Below are 16,905 nucleotides of genomic sequence, written 5' to 3' on the forward strand. Positions count from 1 at the left end.
TGCTCACAATTCTAGGATGAAGACGATCCACGTTGAGACCGAACTGCCCACGGACGCCGACCGGGTCTGGCAGGCGATGAAGCATCCCGCCGCGCTCCTGTACGTCACGCGGGGCCTGTTCGGCTTTCCGGCCCTGGCAGGCCAGACCAGCCCCTTCCAGGAGGGCGACCACGGCGCCGCGCGGCTGACCCTCTTCCATGTGATCCCGCTGTGGCGCCACACCATGCGCCTGATCGAGCTGGACGACGCCACCCGCACCATGCGCTCGCGGGAGCACGGCGGAACGGTCAGGGCCTGGAACCACACCCTGCACGCCGAGCCGATCGGTCCCGACCGATGCCGCTACAGCGACACGGTCGAGATCGACGGCGGCCCGTTCACGGCGGTGACGGTCGTCATCGCCACGTTCATCTACCGCTACCGGCAGCGCCGCTGGCACAAGCTCGTCCACAAGCACCTCATGGCGACCGGCCCGTGCTACGCCCGCCGGTGACCGGCGGCGGGCTCTCCCATCTCGTGTGGCCGTCAGCAGGTGTGGCCGTCAGCTCGTGTGGCCGTCAGCTCGTGTGATGCGCGGCGTCCATCACGATGCGGACGACGGCGTCCGGGTGGGCCAGCATCACGGCGTGCGAGGAGTGAACGGTCTGGACCCGGGCGTGCGCGCGCTGCGCCATGAACTGCTGTCCGGCGGGCGGAATGGCCTTGTCGTCCAGCGTGATCAGGTCCCAGGAGGGGATGGTCGCCCATGCCGGGTTCCCTGACGGCTGGATGGCGGCGGTGTCGGCCATCGGCCGCTGGGTAGCGGCGAGGAGCGCGGCCTTGCGGGCCGGCAGATCGGCGGCGAAGACCCTCCGGAAGTCGGCGGGCTTGATGGAGGTTTCGGTGTCGGTCCCGCCGGGCGCCGCCGGGTTGGCGACCTTGCGGTGAGCCGTCGTCGCCGGGCCGAGCAGCGATCCGGGGTACTTGGCCGGGTCGAGGATGGTGGCGACGTTCTCGTTCTTCGCGGGGATGAACGCGCCGACGTAGACCAGCGCCTTCACGTTCTTCATGCCGGTGGCGGCGTTGGTGATGACCGCGCCGCCATAGGAGTGCCCGACCAGCACGACCGGCCCGGGGATGGACTGCAGAACGGAGCGGACGTAGGCGGCGTCGCTCGTGAGACCGCGCAGCGGATTGGGCACCGCGACCACAGGATAGCCGCGTCGCTGCAGCCGTGAGATCTCGTCGTTCCACCCGCTGGAGTCGGCGAACGCGCCATGCACGAGGACGACGGTCGGTTTGGCCTTGGTCGGCTTGCCGGTGCCCGCAACGGCGTAGGCGGCGCCCGTCGACGCGGATGCCACCACGGTCGCGGCGGCCAGCAGCATGAGCCCGCCGCGCTTCACACGGGCGGCGGTAGGACGTGGTGAACGTGGTGAACGAACGGACATGGTGTCCCTCTCTGAAGACTGTGGTCCTCCGAGGGTGCATCGCCAGACCTCATACAGACAGCACTGTTCTTATGGTCGTAAGAGGTTGGTAAGAAGTCGCGCCTAATTCACGGCGGACCTGATGACATTTGCATCTGCCGAGACCGTGGCCCGTGGATGGATGGTTTGACCAGGCAAATCCTCCATCCCCACGTCCGAAAGGGAGCGCCATGACGGTGTCGGATGCAAGGTCGGTGTCGGGTACAGGGTCAGTGTCGGATGCAAGGTCGGCTGTGCGGATCGAACGTACGTACAACGCGACCCCGGAGCGGGTCTGGGAACTGTGGACGACCAGCGCGGGCATCGAGTCCTGGTGGGCTCCCGACGGCTTCACGGTCACGGTCGACAAGCTCGACCTGCGGCCCGGCGGCGAGCTGGTCTACACGATGACCGCGACCGCGCCCGAGCAGATCGAGTTCATGAAGGGCGCGGGCATGCCGCTCGCCACGGTGTCGCGCAAGACGTTCGTCGAGGTGAACGAGCCGGGCGCGCTCGGGTACAACTCGCTCGCCGACTTCATCCCCGACGTCGAGCCCTACGAGTTCCTCACCGAGATCGACATCAGGGCCGTCCATGGCGGGACCCGCGTCACGATGACCATGGAGGCGATGCACGACGCGGTCTGGACCGAGCGCCTGACGGCGGGCCGTACGAACGAGCTCGACAACCTCGGCAAGGTCATCGGCGCCTGACCCACAAACCGGCCGAGGACCGGCCCAGGACCGGCCGAGGACCGGCCGAGGACCGGCCGAGAATCGGCCCAGGACCGACAGAGAGGGCGGCCTCACGTCGTCGCGACGTGAGGCCGCCCTCCTGGTTTCCCTGGTCTCCGGGTGTTACTTCACGGGCTTCAGAACGACCTCGTCCGCCTTGACGAAGTAGACGCGGTGGCCGAACTGGATCTCGTAGTACTTCTGCTTGCCGCGCACCAGGGCGTGCGTGGCGGGGTCGAAGTACTTGGCGTAGTAGTACTCCGAGTTCGTCTCCCCGAGGACCGCGTACTTCTGACCGGCCGCGAAGGGGTACTGCAGGGGAGACAGGTCCGGCACAGGAACGTTCGCCGGGAACGCTTCCTTCTCTGGATAAGCGCCACCGTAAACGCCTGCGGACGCGCCCTTCGGAACGGCCACGTAGCCGCGTACGCCGACGGAGGCGGGCCGGCTCTTGGGGTCGTGGAACCAGGCCTTCTGGCCGAGGTACCAGATCGCCGTCCAGTCACGCGCCTTGCCTGCGACCGCGTACTTCTGGCCGGTGGCGGCGCGGGCGCCGTGGTCGTAGACGTCCATCGTCGCGTTCCCGCTGGGCGGGTTCTTGCCGATGTCCTTCACCAGCGGCGCGTCGTCGCGCGGCTCGGTCCGCAGCATGACCGATCCGCCTCCGTGCGACGGGCACGGCGCCGACGGGTTCTTGTCGTCGCAGCCGGTGTACGGCACGACGTTGCGGTCGTAGTCGGGGCGGATCATGACCATGCCGTGGCCGCTTCCGGAGCCGCGCAGCGGGTGCTTGAGCAGCTTGAAGTAGCGCGCCCAGTCCCAGTACGGCCCGGGATCGACGTGCATGTCCTTGATGGTGGTCGACTTCAGGCCGGGCACGTTGTCATGCCCGATGATGTGACCGCGGTCCATCGGGATGCCGTACTTCTTGGCGAGGTAGCGCACCAGCTCGGCCGAGCTGCGGTAGAGCGCCTCGGTGTACCAGGCGCCGCCCTGCGCGAGGAATCCCTCGTGCTCGATGCCGATCGACTTGGTGTTGATGTACCAGTTGCCCGCTTGCCAGCCGACGTCCTTCCCCAGAACGTGCTGGGCCACGTGCCCGTCGGCGGACCGCACCGTGAAGTGCCAGCCCAGGTAGGCGGGGTCCTGAACGGCGCCGACGGCGTTGTCGTAGGCCTCTTCGGTGTCGTGGATGACGATGTAGGAGACCTTCTGGCTCTTGGGGCGGTCGGCCAGGTCGTGGTTGCCGTACTTGGCCGGGTCGTTCGGGTCGAGCTGCTTGTACGGCGCGGGGAGCCATTCGCAGCCGAGGTCGGCCGGGCACTCGGTGCGGCTGTCGCTGCGCCCGCTCGCAGGCGTCCGGATCCCCGGCGCGGCCGCCAGGCTGACGCGCTGCCCGTCGTCGGTCGTACGCGAGGCGCCGCTGCGCAGCACGTCGAAGACCTGCCCCGCGAACCAGTCGCTGCCCCCGTAGCGGGCTACGGCCTTGGCCCACGCCGCCGGGTCCGCGCTGAGCGGCTGACCGAGCTCTCCCTGATAGCGGGCGATGAGCGCCGCGCCGCCGCGGATGTTGGCCGTCGGGTCGTTCCGCAGCCGGCTCTGCGCCGCGCCCGTCGTGCGGGCGGCGTCCTGCAGCGTAGATGCGGACGCCTTAGCCGGAGCCTTCGCCGGTGCCTTAGCGGGAGCCTGTGGCGGCGGGGTCTTCACCCGCAACGCCGGCCGGGTGTCGTCCCCCCGCGCGTCCTCCCCGGCACCCGCGACCTGCCCCGAACGCGGAACGAGCGTTCCGTCGACCAGGTGCATCGGGCCGAAGCCGCCGCTGGTGCTGGGCAGCCCGCGATTGGCGTCCCATCTGGACTCCAGATAGGAAACGGCCAGGAGCAGCGATTCGGGAACGCGATAGGCCTTGGCCGCCTGAGCGAATGCCTGCTGGCGAGAAGTGTCCTTCCGTGGCTGGGGCTGGGCGTGGGTCTCGGCCTGGGCTTGGGCCTGAACGGGCCCCAGCACGGTCAATGCCGCCACGCCCAAGGCGAGGGTCCGGCGTCGTACGAGCATCGGCATCCTCCACAGCGACTTTGGGATCTTGATAACAATCCCAAAGGCGCCCTGTCGAGGCTCAGATTTGACCAAATAAACGCCGTAGGCTCAGTGACGTGATCTCTTCTCCTGGCGATTCCGATGTGGCCGTCGTCCTCGGGCCCGGCGGCCCCGTCGGCACGGCCTGGCTCCTCGGCCTGGCCGCGGGCCTGCGCCGTTCGGGCGTTGACCTGGCACGCGCGGACCTCCTCGTCGGTACGTCGGCGGGTGCGATCGCCGCGGCCGCCCTCACCAACGGACGGAACCTGGACGAGCTGGCCGAGCTGCCGTCCGCGCGTTCCCGCGCCGGAGACCCGACCGTCATGCCGCGCGTCTTCGAGATCCTCAACGCGCCGGGCGCCGACCCGCGCGAGTCCCTGCGCCAGGTCGGCACGCTCGCACGCGAGGCCGACGCGATGCCGCAGGAGGACCACCTGGCCGCCATGGAGTACTCGGTCGGCGGCCGTACCTGGCCGGACGCGCCGCTGCTCATCACCGCCGTGGACATCGACAGCGGCGAACCGGTCGTCTGGCACGGTCAGAGCGGCGTCCCGCTGCACGCCGCCGTCGCCTCCAGCAGCGCCGCCCCCGGCTACACCGAGCCGATCACGATCGACGGCCGCCGCTACATGGACGGCGCGTTCGGCGGCGGCTCCAACGCGCACCTGGCGAACGGCGCGGGCACCCTGATCCTCATCGAGCCGATGGGCCAGATGTTCCCCGCCGCGCCCGTCCAGGCGGCCCGCCGCCTCAGCGTCATGCCGGACGAGGCCGCGCGCGAGGCGTTCGGCCCGGACCTGGGCGACCGCAACCGCTGGCCCGGCACCTACCAGGCCGGCCTCCGCCAGTCCGCCGCCCTGGTGGCCGACCTGGCGCCCCTCCTGCACAAACGCCCCGCCTGACCTTCCGCTTGATATTTTCAAGCACACTTGAAAATATCAAGCTCCGCCGCTCAGGAAGGTGCTCCCATGCCGCCCGCCACCCTGGCCCAGGTCCGTGCGGCACTGCGCGACGTCGTCCCACGCCTAGCCGACCTCCTACGGAACGTCCCGGCCGCCGACCCCATCGCGATCGGAGCATGGACGGCCACCGACGTCGCGGCGCACCTGACGCACGTTCTCCAGCTCGACACCGACGCCCTCGCCGGCAAGCAGCTCCCGGAAGTCACCGTGACGGCGCCCGGGATGGCCGACCTCAACGCGCAACTGCTGGCCGAAGACACCGAACGAACCCCGTCCCTCCTAGCAGACCGGCTCGCCTCCCTGGCAACCGAATTCGACGAGATGGCCGCACGCTCACAAGAGGCGACCGTCGATTGGCTGCAGGGCGTCCGCCTGCCGCCTTCGGTGGTGGCGGGTCACGTGCTGGAGGAATGCCTGATCCACGGCGATGACATCGCCCGCGCCACCGGACTCTCGTGGCCGATCCGGCGTGACCACGCCCTGCTCGCGGTCGAGGGCGGCGCGCTGCCGCTCATCACGGCGCTGCCGCCCGCAGCCTTCCTGAACGAGGAGAAGGCCGGCTCGTTCCGCGCCCGCTTCGACCTCCGCCTGCGCGGCGGCGGACGCACGCTGATGGTCTTCGACCGCGGTTCGCTGACCCTCGAAACAGGCCCCGCCAACAACATCGACGCCCATCTCTCCGCCGACCCCTGGGCCATGATGCAGGTGTTCATCGGACGCCAGGAGATCTGGAAACCCGTCCTAGCCGGGAAGATGTCCGCCTGGGGCCGCAGACCATGGAAGCTCGCCGGCATGCTCAAGGCCATCAGCCCTCCGTAGCCGCGATCAGCCCTCCTGATGCATCTGAATCAGGTTGCCGCACGTGTCGTCGAACACCGCCGTGGTCACCGCGCCCATCTCAGTCGGCTCCTGCGTGAACCGCACGCCGAGCCCACGCAGCCGCTCGTGCTCGGCCTTGACGTCGTCCACGGAGAACGAGGTGAACGGGATGCCGTCGGCGACCAGCGCCTCCTTGAACGGCTTGACCGCCGGGTGACCGCTCGGCTCCAGCACCAACTCCGTCCCGTCCGGCACGTCAGGGGACACCACCGAGATCCACCGGGCGCCGCCCATCGGAATGTCGTGCTTCTTCACGAAGCCCAGCACGTCGGTGTAGAAGCTCAGCGCCTTGTCCTGGTCGTCGACCATCACGCTCGCCAGGCTGATTCTCATGTCGGGTCCCCTCCCGCGGGCCGCCGGAGCCAGCGCTCGACGATCGGTTCGAGCGGCCCCGTGTCGATGTAGTGGAACTTGTAGCGGCCCTCGCGCCGGGTCACGACCAGGCCCGCGTCCTCCAGAACATCGAGGTGCTGCGAGATCGCCTGGCGCGACGAGCCGAGCTGGTGCTTGGTCGTCAGACGGGCGCAGATCTCGAAGAGCGTCTGCCCGTTCCGGTCGGTCAGCTCGTCCAAGATGATGCGCCGCGTGGGGTCGGCCAAGGCCCTGAAGACGTCTCCCACGTAACAGAAAGTTACGCAAGCCACGACTTGCATGTCAACCAAGAGGCCCTGACCGCCATGGTCGAGGGCCTCCCATTCAGCCGAACGCAAGCAGACCCCCCCACGCTCAGCCAGCCGTCCCAGCAACTCGGCCGTCCCGCCGCCGCAGCCGTCCTGGCGGCGACCTCATCGTTCACACCGAAGAGGTCATCAGCAGGCGCAGGAGATGCCGCAGATGGAGGCGGTGAACGGGCCGATGGCCCGCCGGGTGACCAGGCCTGCGCCAATGGCGACCGGGAAGCCCTCACACGCCCAGTACTCGGCCGTTCCGGCGTCTCGACTGTCCCAGTGACTCGGTCGTCCCGGCGTCACGGCCGTTCTGGCGGCTAGGTCGTCCCGGTGGCTCGGCCGTCCCTGCGACTCGCCGTCCCTGCGACTCGGCGCTCCCGCGATTCGGTCGTCCCAGTGACTCGTCCGTTCCGGCGACTCGGTCGCCCCGGCGTCATCGCCGCTCCGGCGGCTCGGTAATCCCGCGTCACGGTCATCCCTGCGGCTCGGCCGACCCCGCGACTCGGCCGCCCTGTGACTCGGCCGTTCGGGCGTCTCGGACGGCCCGGCGTCATCGCCGCTCCGGCGGCTCGGTAATCCCGCGTCACGGTCATCCCTGCGGCTCGGCCGACCCCGCGACTCGGCCGCCCTGTGACTCGGCCGTTCGGGCGTCTCGGTCGCCCCGGCGTCATCGCCGCTCCGGCGGCTCGGTAATCCCGCGTCACGGTCATCCCTGCGGCTCGGCCGACCCCGCGACTCGGCCGCCCTGTGACTCGGCCGTTCGGGTGACTCGGTCGCCCCGGCGTCATCGCCGCTCCGGCGGCTCGGTAATCCCGCGTCACGGTCATCCCTGCGGCTCGGCCGACCCCGCGACTCGGCCGCCCTGTGACTCGGCCGTTCGGGTGACTCGCTCGTCCCGGCGTCATCGCCGTTCTGGCGGCTCGGCCGCCCTGGCGTCACGGTCAGCTCGGCGGGTCGGTCGTCCCAGTGACCCGATCGTCCCAGTGACCCGGTCGTCCGCGCGGCTCGGTCGTCCCTGCGTCTTGGCCGTCCCCGCGCCCTGGCCGTCTCGGTGACGCGGCCGTTCGGGGCGCCTCGGTCGCTCGGCGTCATCGCCGCTCCGGCGTCTCGGTTATCCCTGCGCGGCTCGGACGTCGCCGCGACCCGGCCGACCCTGTGACTCGGCCGCCCTGTGACTCGGCCGCCCTGTGGTTCGGCCGTTTGGGTGACTCGCTCGTCCCGGAGTCATCGCCGTTCTGGCGGCTCGGTCATCCCGGCGTCACGGTCGTCACCGGGACGGCCGACCCTGCGTCTTGGCGGTCCCGGTGACGCGGCCGTTCGGGTGACCCGTCCGTTCCGGCGTCATCACCGTTGGCCGGTTCGGTGACTATGCCGCCGCGGTCGTCTCGGCTGTGGCGGTCAGGACAGCGCGGCCGAGGATGTGGCCGGCCATGGTGAAGCCGAGGACGGCCGGGGTGGCGTCGGCCGGAACGCCGATGGACTCGACGTCCAGGGCGTGCACCACGATGAAGTAGCGGTGCGGGCCGTGGCCGGCGGGTGGGGCGGCGCCGATGTAGCGGGCCATGCGCGCGTCGTTCGGCAGCTGGAAGGCACTGTCCGGCAGGCCCGAGCCGGTCTCGTCGCCGGCTCCCTCGGGCAGTTCGCTCACAGCGGCCGGGATGTCGGCGACGGCCCAGTGCCAGAACCCCGACCCGGTAGGAGCGTCAGGGTCATAGACCGTGACGGCGTAGCTCTTGGTGCCCTCAGGGGCGCCGCTCCAGGACAGATGCGGCGACAGGTCCTTGCCGCCGGGCAGTCCGGACGAGAGTTGCTCGTCCGACCAGGCGGCGCCGTGGTCAACGGAGGTGCTGGTGACGGTGAACGAGGCCGCCTCGGGAAGGCGGGCGAAGGGGTTGTTAGCAGTCATGCAATCGACCATAACACAAATAATCGATTATCTTCTGGATCGTCTATGCTGACCTCCGTGACTCGGACTCAAGCCCCTGCGGGGAAGCAGATGCTCTCCGAACAGGTCTACGCGCACCTGCGGGACGCGATCATGCGCGGCATCTACGCCCCCGGCGCCGCGCTGAAGCCGCAGGACCTCGCCAAGGAGCAGGGCGTGAGCCTGGCAGTCGTACGCGAGGCGCTGGTCCGCCTGGTCGGCGAGGGCTTGGCCGACCGGCTGCCCAACCGCGGCTTCGCGGTGCCGGCGTTCTCCGACCGCCGCTGGCAGGAGATCGCGGAGGCCCGCCGCACCATCGAGCCGGTCGTGCTGCGCATGTCCATCGAACGCGGCGACCTCGACTGGGAGTCCCGCGTACGAGCCGCCCACCACCGTCTCGACCGCACACCGCCGTACGAGCCGGACAATGGCGAGTACTACACCGAAGCCTGGTCAGAGGCCCACCGCGTCTTCCACCGCACCCTCCTAGAGGGCTGCGGCAACCCCGTCCTGCTGGAGACGTTCGACCGCATGTGGATCGCCAGCGAACTCGCCCGCCGGTGGTCCGCCCACCGCGACCCCGACCGCGACGGCATCGCCGAACACCGCCGCCTCGAAGAGGCCGCCTTGACCCGCGACGCCGACACCGCCGCCCAGGTCCTGGCTCAACACCTAACCCTGACCGCCGCCGCCCTGACGGATGCCGCCCTGACGGATGCCGCCCTGACGGATGCCGCCCTGACGGATGCCGCCCAGACGGATGCCGCCCAGACCAACTGATCCTGTCAGCCGAGGTCTGCGGTGAGTTCTCGGGCGTGTTGGGCTGCGGCCGGATCGTCCATGCTGATGGCGAGTTCGTAGGCCGCGCGTGCGCCGGCCTTGTCATCGTTCTCCGCCAGCATGGTGCCCAGGCTGATCGCTGCCGCGGGGGAGTAGCGGGGGTGGCCCATGTCGATGGCCTGTTGAAAGGACGCCCGTGCCCGATCGATCTCTCCCAGTCGCTTGAGCAGGTAGCCGAGGTTGGCCGCAGATATGCAAGCGAACTCTGGGTGGCCGGACTCGATGGCGCGTTGGTACGCGGTCTGCGCCTCGTCGGTGTTTCCCTGCTTCTTGAGCATGATCCCCAGGTTGAAGGCGGCCATGGAACCGTGCTCCGGGTGGCCGGAGTCCATCGCCTGCAGGTACGCCGCGTGGGCCTTCTGCAGGTCGCCTTGGTTTTCGAGCAGAGTCGCCAGCCTTCCGGCCGCCTCGGGCGCCACGTCCTCCTCACCCGAGTCGATGGCCCTTTGGTAGGCCGCTCGCGCCCCGTTCAGATCTCCTTGCTCTTCGAGAACCATGGCGAGGTTGATCGCGGCGAACGGTGCGATGTCCGGAAAGCCGGTGTCGAGCGCCAACTGGTAGGCGTCCCGCGCGCCGTCCAGATCCCCGTGCCGACTGAGCAGAGACCCGAGGTTGACCGCGGACGCCGCCGTGGTGTCCGGAAAGCCGAGGTCGATCGCACGCTGATAGGCCTTTCGCGCCAGCTCGTCGTCGCCCTGCGCTTCCTCGAGCCACATCCCGTCGCTCATGTGGCGACGAGCCTGGTCGTGGGGGCCGAGCTCCGAGCCTCTCTCCTCGCTCACGTCCCTGTCTCCTCTGAGTGCTCGCGAAAGATCCCATATTCACACCGTCGGGATCAGATCCCGACACGAACGACATGCCGCCCCGACCGGTCGGGCGTACGTCCCAGGTGCGGGCGAGCCGGTCGAGGACGCAGACACCCGGCTCCTGATGGCGGGATTGTGGAACTGTCCCGGGTGAGTCTGATGGCCTGGCTCGGTCGCGCTCTGTGAACGGCGTTTGAGCAGTTGAGGCCGGTGTGCGCGGGGTGGCTCGTTGGAGCTCCGGGGCGGAATCTGGAGTGAGGGTTCTGAGGTGATCTGGGTCACGGCGGGAAAATAGGGGCGAACAAATGGTCATCCGGGTGCCGTCATAACCAATGAACCCGCTCCCGCTGCACCAGAAGAGGTGACCCACTCCCATGACCGTGAACCGAGTGAAGCTCAGCATCCTGGCCGTCGGCGCTGCCGTTCTCGCCACCGCTGCGACCGGCTGCAACGCCTCCGTCGGCGAAGGCCAGGGCAACGGGTCGTCGCAGCCCGCGCAGGGTGGCTCGACCTCCAATAACGGCGGAAACGGCGCCGGCAACGGGTCCGGCAATGGGTCGGGTAATGGCGCCGGTAACGGAAATTCTTCGGGGAACCATAATGTCCCCGTTAAAGCGTCGAACCGTTGCACCACGACCGCTCTGCACCCCGAACTGACCATGCAGAACGCCGGTGGCAGCGTCGCGAGCTGGATGCTCACCGTGACCAACAACGGCAGCCGCACCTGCACGTTGTACGGCTACCCGAGCTTCGGCCTGAAGAACGCCGCCGACGAGCTCCTCGGCGACTCCAAGACCGTCTACGTCCAGCACCCCGGCGCCGCGACGAGCATCACGCTGCGCCCCGGCCGCACCGCATTCGCCGGCGTGAAGTGGAACGTCTGCTCCGACGGCGACCTGATCGGCGGCCTGGTGCTGACGCCTCCTGGCGAGCGCTCCAACACCCCGGTCAACCTCGAGGGCATCGGCCACTCGCAGGAGGTTCCGAGCCTCAAGCTCTGCAGCCACAGCGTCACCGCCGGCACGTTCCAGCCGAGCAGCCAGGGCGTCGTCTTCCCCTCCTAGCGAGCATCACCGATCACGGCGTGGGCTACCGGCCTACGCCGCGTTCGGCGTGAAAGACCCGGCGTGGTCCTCCGCCCACTCGGCGAACGTGCGGGACCGGCCGAGCAGTTCTTGAACGGTGGTCGTGCTCGGGCCCGGCTCCTTCAGGCAGGCGGCCAGGTAGCCCAACATGCGATCGGGAACGTCCTCCGGAAGCCCCTGCGCGAGCATCGCATCGCGGACTTGGTTCGGGCTCACCTCGATGAACGGGACTCCCAGGATGCGTGCCCGGTCCAGTTGGCTCAGCGACTCGGGCCCGGTCAACGCGAAGGCGCGGTTCGACGGCGGCGGATCCAGGAGAGCGTGCACGGCGACTTCGGCGATGTCCTTCTCGTGAATGGGTGAGGTCGCCGCCTCCCCATAGGCCCCTCGTACGGCACCCATCGCGGAGATCTGCGGCGCCCACGCCAGCGAGTTGGCCGCGAAGTCGGAGCAGCGCAGGAACGTCCAGTCCAGGCCTGACGCGCGTACCGCCGACTCGGCCGCCTTGAACTCCTCCGCGAACCGCGCGTACCCGCCGCCGTACTCCACCGTGATCGCCGACAGCAGTACGGCGCGGCGCACGCCTTCGCCGGCGGCCTGGCTGAGAAGCGCCTCCAGCGAGCCGCCGACCGCGCGCAGCGAGATCACGATCGCCTCCGCGTCGCCCAGCGGCAGGTCCGCAGGCGTCGCGACGTCCACTCCGGGAGGGAACGACGCCTCCGGATCGCGGCTGACCGCCGTCGTCTTCTCGCACGCCTCGGCCAGGAGGTTCACGATCTCGCGACCGACGTTGCCGGTCGCACCGGTGACCACGTACATGATGCTCTCCGTTCTGTACGATATGGAAGTCATAATATATTGATTTGAGAGAAAGAAAATATGACTTCCGTAACATCTCGGCGGCGCATCAGGACCGGCCTGCGCGAACTCGGTCTCCAGCTGGCCCTGCTCAACAGGAAGGTCAGCACCCGCGTGGCCCTCAAGGACGTCGATCTGGACTGCCTCGACATCGTCGCCACGCACGGTCCGCTGGGCCCGAGCGCCCTGGCCAAGCGCGCGGGCCTGCACCCGGCGACGATGACCGGCATCCTCGACCGCCTGGAGAAGGGCGGCTGGATCGCCCGCGAACGCGACCCGCAGGACCGCCGGGCCGTTCAGATCAAGGCGCTGAACGACCGCAACCGCGAGCTCTACGGCCACTTCGCCGGGATGAACGCCTCAGTCGAGCAGATCTGCGTGACCTACGACGACGAGCAACTCAAGGTCATCGCGGGCTTCCTGGAGAAGGTCGCCGAGGCCGGCCAGACCGCGACTCAGGAACTGGCGGGCGACTGAAAGACCCGTTCGACCACGTACTCGGCGATGGCCAGCGACGAGGTGGCCGCAGGCGAAGGCGCGTTCCGCACCGTGGTGATCGGCCCGAGCGTCCCGATCCGGAAGTCGTCCACCAGCGAGCCGTCCGGATCCACCGCCTGCGCACGCACTCCCGCAGGCGCGGGCACCATGTCGGCCGCCGCCAACTCGGGCACGAACGCCTGCGCCTCCGCCAGAAACGCGCGCTTCACGGCCGACCCGTACATCTCCTTCAGGCCCGTACGCCAATGCTGCCGCGCAAGGTGCCGGAAGCCCGGCCAAGCCAACGTCTCCCAGAGGTCACCGGCCCGGAAGTCGCGCCGCCGATACCCCTCCCTGGCAAGCGCCAGCACCGCGTTCGGCCCGATGTCCACACCACCGTCGACCCGCCGCGTGAAGTGCACTCCGAGGAACGGATAGCGCGGATCCGGCACCGGATAGATCAGCCCGCGAACCAGCTCCGTCCGCGCCGGAACGAGCCGGTAATACTCACCGCGAAACGGCACGATCGCAGGCGCCGGAGAATCCCCGGCCAGCCGAGCGACCCGGTCCGACTGCAACCCGGCGCACACGATCAGCCGATCGAAGACCTCCCCGTTCACCACGACCTTGTCGCCCGCCCGCAGCAACCGCGTGACCTCGAACCCCAGCTTGATCGTGCCGCCCGCCTTGCGCACGTCATCGGCGTACGCCCGCGCCACCGCCGGAAAGTCCACGATCGCCGTATGCGGCGAATGCAACGCGGCGACCCCCGCCGCGTGCGGCTCGACCTCACGCAACCCGGCCGCCGACAACCGCCGCAGACCCGGCACTCCGTTCTCCGTCGCGCGCCGTTCGATCTCCGCCAACGCACCGAGCTCCGACTCGTCGCGCGCGACGACCACCTTCCCGCACTCGTCGAACGGCAGCCCGCGCTCGCCGCAGTAGTCCTTCAACAGCCCGATCCCGCGCCGGCACAGCGTCGCCTTCAGCGAGCCGGGCGCGTAATAGAGCCCCGCATGCGCGACCCCGCTGTTGTGCCCGGTCTGATGCGCCGCGACCCGGTCTTCCTTCTCCAGAACGGTGACCGAGTCGTCCGGCCGCACCTCCGCCAGCCGCCGCGCCACCGCAAGCCCCAGGATCCCCGCGCCCACCACACCGATACGAGTCACCCGCCGATGCTAACCGCGGACCTGGACCCTGGCCGAGCAGAGAGCGGGGCGGGGTCGAGGTTCGGGGTGTTGTCGGTCGGTCGACTGTGCGGTCTGCGGCTAGCGGTCTGCGGTCTGCGCCCTGCGCCCTGCGCCCTGCGCCCTGCGGTCTGCGGCCCTTGCGGCATCGGTCACCCCTTCCGCTGGGGCTGGGCGCCCGGCTGCGGGTTGGTGGTGGCTAAAGGCCAAAAAGCTCGGCGACGAGAAGGGTGAGTGGGCAGCTGGGGTTGCTGTTCGGCTGCGAGGTGGAGTGGCTGCTTATGTTCGAACCCTTAGCGCGCTTCGCGCGGAATGGGCGGCATCGGTCACCCCTTCCGTTTCGGCCGCTGTCCGGCTGCCGGGGTGGGTGCTGGTTGAAGGCCGAAAAACTCGGCGACGAGGAAGGAAGGGGCGGGGCCGGGGGCTGGGTTGTTCGGGTGCAGGTCTCACGGGGCTGGACTACAAGCTTTGATAGCCGCGCTTCGCGCGGAAAGGCGCCATCGAAAGAATCTTCGAATATTTCTATTCGATCATGAAAATGGCGGAGAGTGATGGTAAAATAACGGTATGAGTTCGATCGTGGCGGGCACCGAATCCGCTTCCATCCGGCAGTTGGTGGAAGCGGCATCCGTCATTCTCTCTGAGCTCATCAATCGACCCGCGCCCGAGTCCGGCACGGCCTGCATGGAATTGGCCGAAGCGCTGGCCACCGTCACCGATCAGGCCGAGCACGTGCTGGCCGGGCTGATCGCGGTCGTCGACCGGACGGGCGAGATGAAGCACTGGGGCCTGCCCTCCACCCAGGCCTGGCTGCGCTGCCGGATGGGCATGCGCGAAGGCCGCGCCAAAGAGCGCATCACGCTGGCTCGGCAACTTCACCGGCTCGGCCGTGTCCGCACAGGCCTGGCCGCTGGTGAGCTGTCGTTCGGTTACGCGGCCACCATTGCTGACGCTGTGCAGCGTCTCAATGACGATGACACCGCAGCGGCCGAGGACATTCTTCTCACCGCCGCATGCGAGGGTTTGTCGGCGGGGAAGGTCGCCAAGCTCGGCGGGAAGATTCATGACCTGGTGCGTGAGTACAACGGTGAGGAGAAGCCGCCCGAGGATGTGCAGCGGGGTTATGAGCGGTCCTGGGTGACGGTGAGCCGGTCGCTGGATGGGGGTTGCTATCTGAAGGGGTGGCTCAACCCTGAGGACACCGCGATCCTGGATGGGACGTTGGCGCCGTTGGCCAAGCCTGCCGGGGTCGATGACCGTCGTGATTTGGGTGAGCGGACCGCCGCTGCTCTCACTTCGGTGCTGGCTGGTGGCCATGGTGCGACGCGGGTGACGGTGATCGCTGACCTGGAGACGCTGACCGGTGCCGATGTGCCCGGGCGACTGCGGGACGGCACGTTGATTCCGGCCGAGCAGGTCCGCCGGTTGGCGTTGACCGCCGGTGTCTCACCCCTGATCTTCGGACGCGGACACGTGCCCCTGTATCTGGGCCACACGGTCCGGATCGCCAGCGCTGGCCAACGCCGCGTCCTGGAGACCCTGTATGACACGTGCGCGGTGCACGGGTGTGAGGTGCCGGGTTTCCTGTGCGAGGTCGACCACGTCGACGGGTGGGCGCTGGGAAGCCCGACCGACATCGACAAGCTGACGCTGTGCTGCGGGTGGCACAACCGGTGGAAACACACCAACCCGCAGCAGATGCAGATCAGTAAGAGCGACGGCCGGTTCGTTTATCGGACGTTGGCGCCGGATGGGATCGCACGGGCGCGAAGATCGATCCCCGAACACGACGCCAACCCCTGGCGCGACGATCAACCTCTAGCTGCCTGACCAAGGCCCGGAGCCTCACCCGCTCCGGGCTACAGGCACGCCCACCCTCGCCCCTGACCTGGACGCCTTCCCGCGCGAAGCGCGGCCCAAAGTCCGAACCCCAGCCCCGTGAGACCCGCACCCGAACAGCCCACCCCCAGCCTGCCCCTCTCCTTCCTCGTCGCTGAGCTCTTCGGCCTCTAGCCATCGTTCATCCGGCAGCCGGGCAGTGACCGCGACGGAAGGGGTGACCGTTGCCGCTCATTCCGCGCGAAGCGCGCTACCAGGCACGAACCCCAGCCCCGCGCCTACCCGCACTCGACCGACAACCAGAGCCCCCGCCCCACCTTCCTCGTCGGCGAGCTTTTCGGCCTTTAACCATCACCCACCCGCAGGCGGGCGGCGACCGTGACGGAAGGGGTGACCGTTGCCGCTCATTCCGCGCGGAGCGCGCTACCAGGCACGAACCCCAGCCCTGCGCCTACCCGCACTCGACCGACAACCAGAGCCCCCGCCCCCTCCTTCCTCGTCGGCGAGCTTTTCGGCCTTTAACCATCACCCACCCGCAGGCGGGCGGCGACCGTGACGGAAGCGGTGACCGTTGCCGCTCAATCCGCGCGAAGCGCGCTTGCGGGCTTGAACCCCAACCTCGTGGTGACCCGCAGCCGACCAGCGCACCCCCAGCCACGCTCCCTCCTTCTTCGCCGCTGAGCTCTTCGGCCTTCAGCCATCACTCACCCGACGGTCGGGCGCTGACCGCGACGGAAGGGGTGACCGCTGCCGCTAACCCGCGCGCAGCGCGCTACCGGTCTGAACCTCAGCCCGTGGCGGCTCCCAGCCGAACAACAACCCCCGGCCCCACCCCTACCTTCCTCGTCGCCAAGCCTTGTGGCCCTCAGCCATCACCCACCCGGCAGCCGGGCAGCGACCGCAGCAGAAGGGTCGACCGCTGCCGCTCATTCCGCGCGAAGCGCGCTTCCAGGCTTGAACCCCAACCTTGTGGCGGCCTGCAGCCGAGCAGCAACCCAAGCCGCCCACCCACTCTCTTCGTCGCTGAGCTTTTCGGCCTTCAACCAACACCCATCCGGCAGCCGGGCGCCGACCGCAGCGGAAGGGGTGACCGTTGCCGCTCAATCCGCGCGAAGCGCGCTA

Annotated in this window: 16 protein-coding genes; 8 read left to right on the forward strand and 8 right to left on the reverse strand. The window is 69.0% G+C overall.

The genetic code is table 11. The features are described from left to right. Window positions 1–16: 16 nt before the first annotated feature. Window positions 17–493: an SRPBCC family protein gene (locus J4573_RS24295; RefSeq protein ID WP_208258505.1), complete on the forward strand. Its 477-nt coding sequence runs from the start codon at window positions 17–19 to the stop codon at window positions 491–493. Between the two features lie 64 nt (window positions 494–557). On the opposite strand, the gene J4573_RS24300 is transcribed toward J4573_RS24295, so the two are convergent. Next, on the reverse strand, window positions 558–1,385 hold the full coding sequence (locus J4573_RS24300) for an alpha/beta fold hydrolase (RefSeq protein ID WP_307796842.1): 828 nt from the start codon (window positions 1,383–1,385) through the stop codon (window positions 558–560). Between the two features lie 317 nt (window positions 1,386–1,702). Between J4573_RS24300 and J4573_RS24305 the strand changes: the two genes are divergently transcribed. Next, entirely contained in the window at window positions 1,703–2,161 is a 459-nt protein-coding gene (locus tag J4573_RS24305) for an SRPBCC family protein (protein WP_208258137.1), read from the forward strand. A gap of 144 nt (window positions 2,162–2,305) precedes the next feature. On the opposite strand, the gene J4573_RS24310 is transcribed toward J4573_RS24305, so the two are convergent. Then, window positions 2,306–4,237, reverse strand: coding sequence for an N-acetylmuramoyl-L-alanine amidase (locus J4573_RS24310; RefSeq protein WP_208258138.1), 1,932 nt, complete (start codon window positions 4,235–4,237; stop codon window positions 2,306–2,308). A gap of 98 nt (window positions 4,238–4,335) precedes the next feature. On the opposite strand from J4573_RS24310, the gene J4573_RS24315 reads away from it, so the two are divergent. Beyond that, window positions 4,336–5,160, forward strand: coding sequence for a patatin-like phospholipase family protein (locus tag J4573_RS24315; RefSeq protein WP_208258139.1), 825 nt, complete (start codon window positions 4,336–4,338; stop codon window positions 5,158–5,160). Between the two features lie 66 nt (window positions 5,161–5,226). After that, window positions 5,227–6,039: a maleylpyruvate isomerase N-terminal domain-containing protein gene (locus J4573_RS24320; protein WP_208258140.1), complete on the forward strand. Its 813-nt coding sequence runs from the start codon at window positions 5,227–5,229 to the stop codon at window positions 6,037–6,039. 6 nt (window positions 6,040–6,045) lie between these two features. Here the strand turns inward: J4573_RS24320 and J4573_RS24325 are convergent, their stop codons facing one another. The 3 genes from J4573_RS24325 to J4573_RS24335 all read right to left on the reverse strand — a co-directional run bounded on the left by J4573_RS24325 (window position 6,046) and on the right by J4573_RS24335 (window position 8,673). Next, window positions 6,046–6,432, reverse strand: coding sequence for a VOC family protein (locus tag J4573_RS24325; RefSeq protein WP_208258141.1), 387 nt, complete (start codon window positions 6,430–6,432; stop codon window positions 6,046–6,048). Beyond that, entirely contained in the window at window positions 6,429–6,719 is a 291-nt protein-coding gene (locus J4573_RS24330; RefSeq protein ID WP_307796843.1) for an ArsR/SmtB family transcription factor, read from the reverse strand. Before J4573_RS24330 ends, J4573_RS24325 begins: the two co-directional genes overlap by 4 nt. A gap of 1,414 nt (window positions 6,720–8,133) precedes the next feature. Then, window positions 8,134–8,673, reverse strand: coding sequence for a YbhB/YbcL family Raf kinase inhibitor-like protein (locus tag J4573_RS24335; protein ID WP_208258143.1), 540 nt, complete (start codon window positions 8,671–8,673; stop codon window positions 8,134–8,136). A 57-nt stretch (window positions 8,674–8,730) separates the two neighbouring features. Here J4573_RS24335 and J4573_RS24340 point away from each other — a divergent pair, with 57 nt between their 5' ends. Next, entirely contained in the window at window positions 8,731–9,471 is a 741-nt protein-coding gene (locus J4573_RS24340) for a GntR family transcriptional regulator (protein ID WP_307796844.1), read from the forward strand. 5 nt (window positions 9,472–9,476) lie between these two features. On the opposite strand, the gene J4573_RS24345 is transcribed toward J4573_RS24340, so the two are convergent. Beyond that, the gene (locus tag J4573_RS24345) at window positions 9,477–10,313 is read right to left on the reverse strand and encodes a tetratricopeptide repeat protein (RefSeq protein ID WP_208258145.1); all 837 of its coding nucleotides are present in this window, start codon (window positions 10,311–10,313) and stop codon (window positions 9,477–9,479) included. A 398-nt stretch (window positions 10,314–10,711) separates the two neighbouring features. On the opposite strand from J4573_RS24345, the gene J4573_RS55465 reads away from it, so the two are divergent. Next, window positions 10,712–11,401, forward strand: a complete 690-nt coding sequence (locus tag J4573_RS55465; RefSeq protein WP_279575571.1) for a DUF4232 domain-containing protein — start codon at window positions 10,712–10,714, stop codon at window positions 11,399–11,401. A 33-nt stretch (window positions 11,402–11,434) separates the two neighbouring features. Here the strand turns inward: J4573_RS55465 and J4573_RS24355 are convergent, their stop codons facing one another. Next, entirely contained in the window at window positions 11,435–12,241 is an 807-nt protein-coding gene (locus tag J4573_RS24355; RefSeq protein WP_208258147.1) for an SDR family oxidoreductase, read from the reverse strand. A gap of 60 nt (window positions 12,242–12,301) precedes the next feature. Between J4573_RS24355 and J4573_RS24360 the strand changes: the two genes are divergently transcribed. After that, window positions 12,302–12,757, forward strand: a complete 456-nt coding sequence (locus J4573_RS24360) for a MarR family winged helix-turn-helix transcriptional regulator (protein ID WP_208258148.1) — start codon at window positions 12,302–12,304, stop codon at window positions 12,755–12,757. Here J4573_RS24360 and lhgD read toward each other — a convergent pair. Further along, entirely contained in the window at window positions 12,736–13,926 is a 1,191-nt protein-coding gene (gene lhgD, locus J4573_RS24365) for an L-2-hydroxyglutarate dehydrogenase (protein WP_307796845.1), read from the reverse strand. The two genes, J4573_RS24360 and lhgD, sit on opposite strands and share 22 nt — an antisense overlap. A gap of 585 nt (window positions 13,927–14,511) precedes the next feature. Here lhgD and J4573_RS24370 point away from each other — a divergent pair. Then, a complete protein-coding gene (locus J4573_RS24370; RefSeq protein WP_208258149.1) occupies window positions 14,512–15,774 on the forward strand; it encodes an HNH endonuclease signature motif containing protein in 1,263 nt (420 codons plus the stop codon). The last annotated feature ends 1,131 nt before the right edge of the window (window positions 15,775–16,905 follow it).

Source organism: Actinomadura barringtoniae (assembly GCF_017573505.1).
Classification (GTDB): Bacteria; Actinomycetota; Actinomycetes; order Streptosporangiales; family Streptosporangiaceae; genus Spirillospora; species Spirillospora barringtoniae.

What these genes read in the sequence shown, in the direction of transcription:
- J4573_RS24320 (WP_208258140.1), top strand. Translation starts at nt 5,227, where the DNA reads ATGCCGCCCGCCACCCTGGCCCAGGTCCGTGCGGCACTGCGCGACGTC.
- J4573_RS24360 (WP_208258148.1), top strand. Translation starts at nt 12,302, where the DNA reads ATGACTTCCGTAACATCTCGGCGGCGCATCAGGACCGGCCTGCGCGAA.
- J4573_RS24325 (WP_208258141.1), bottom strand. Translation starts at nt 6,432, where the DNA reads ATGAGAATCAGCCTGGCGAGCGTGATGGTCGACGACCAGGACAAGGCG.
- J4573_RS24370 (WP_208258149.1), top strand. Translation starts at nt 14,512, where the DNA reads ATGAGTTCGATCGTGGCGGGCACCGAATCCGCTTCCATCCGGCAGTTG.
- J4573_RS24310 (WP_208258138.1), bottom strand. Translation starts at nt 4,237, where the DNA reads ATGCTCGTACGACGCCGGACCCTCGCCTTGGGCGTGGCGGCATTGACC.
- J4573_RS24295 (WP_208258505.1), top strand. Translation starts at nt 17, where the DNA reads ATGAAGACGATCCACGTTGAGACCGAACTGCCCACGGACGCCGACCGG.
- J4573_RS24335 (WP_208258143.1), bottom strand. Translation starts at nt 8,673, where the DNA reads ATGACTGCTAACAACCCCTTCGCCCGCCTTCCCGAGGCGGCCTCGTTC.
- J4573_RS24355 (WP_208258147.1), bottom strand. Translation starts at nt 12,241, where the DNA reads ATGTACGTGGTCACCGGTGCGACCGGCAACGTCGGTCGCGAGATCGTG.
- J4573_RS55465 (WP_279575571.1), top strand. Translation starts at nt 10,712, where the DNA reads ATGACCGTGAACCGAGTGAAGCTCAGCATCCTGGCCGTCGGCGCTGCC.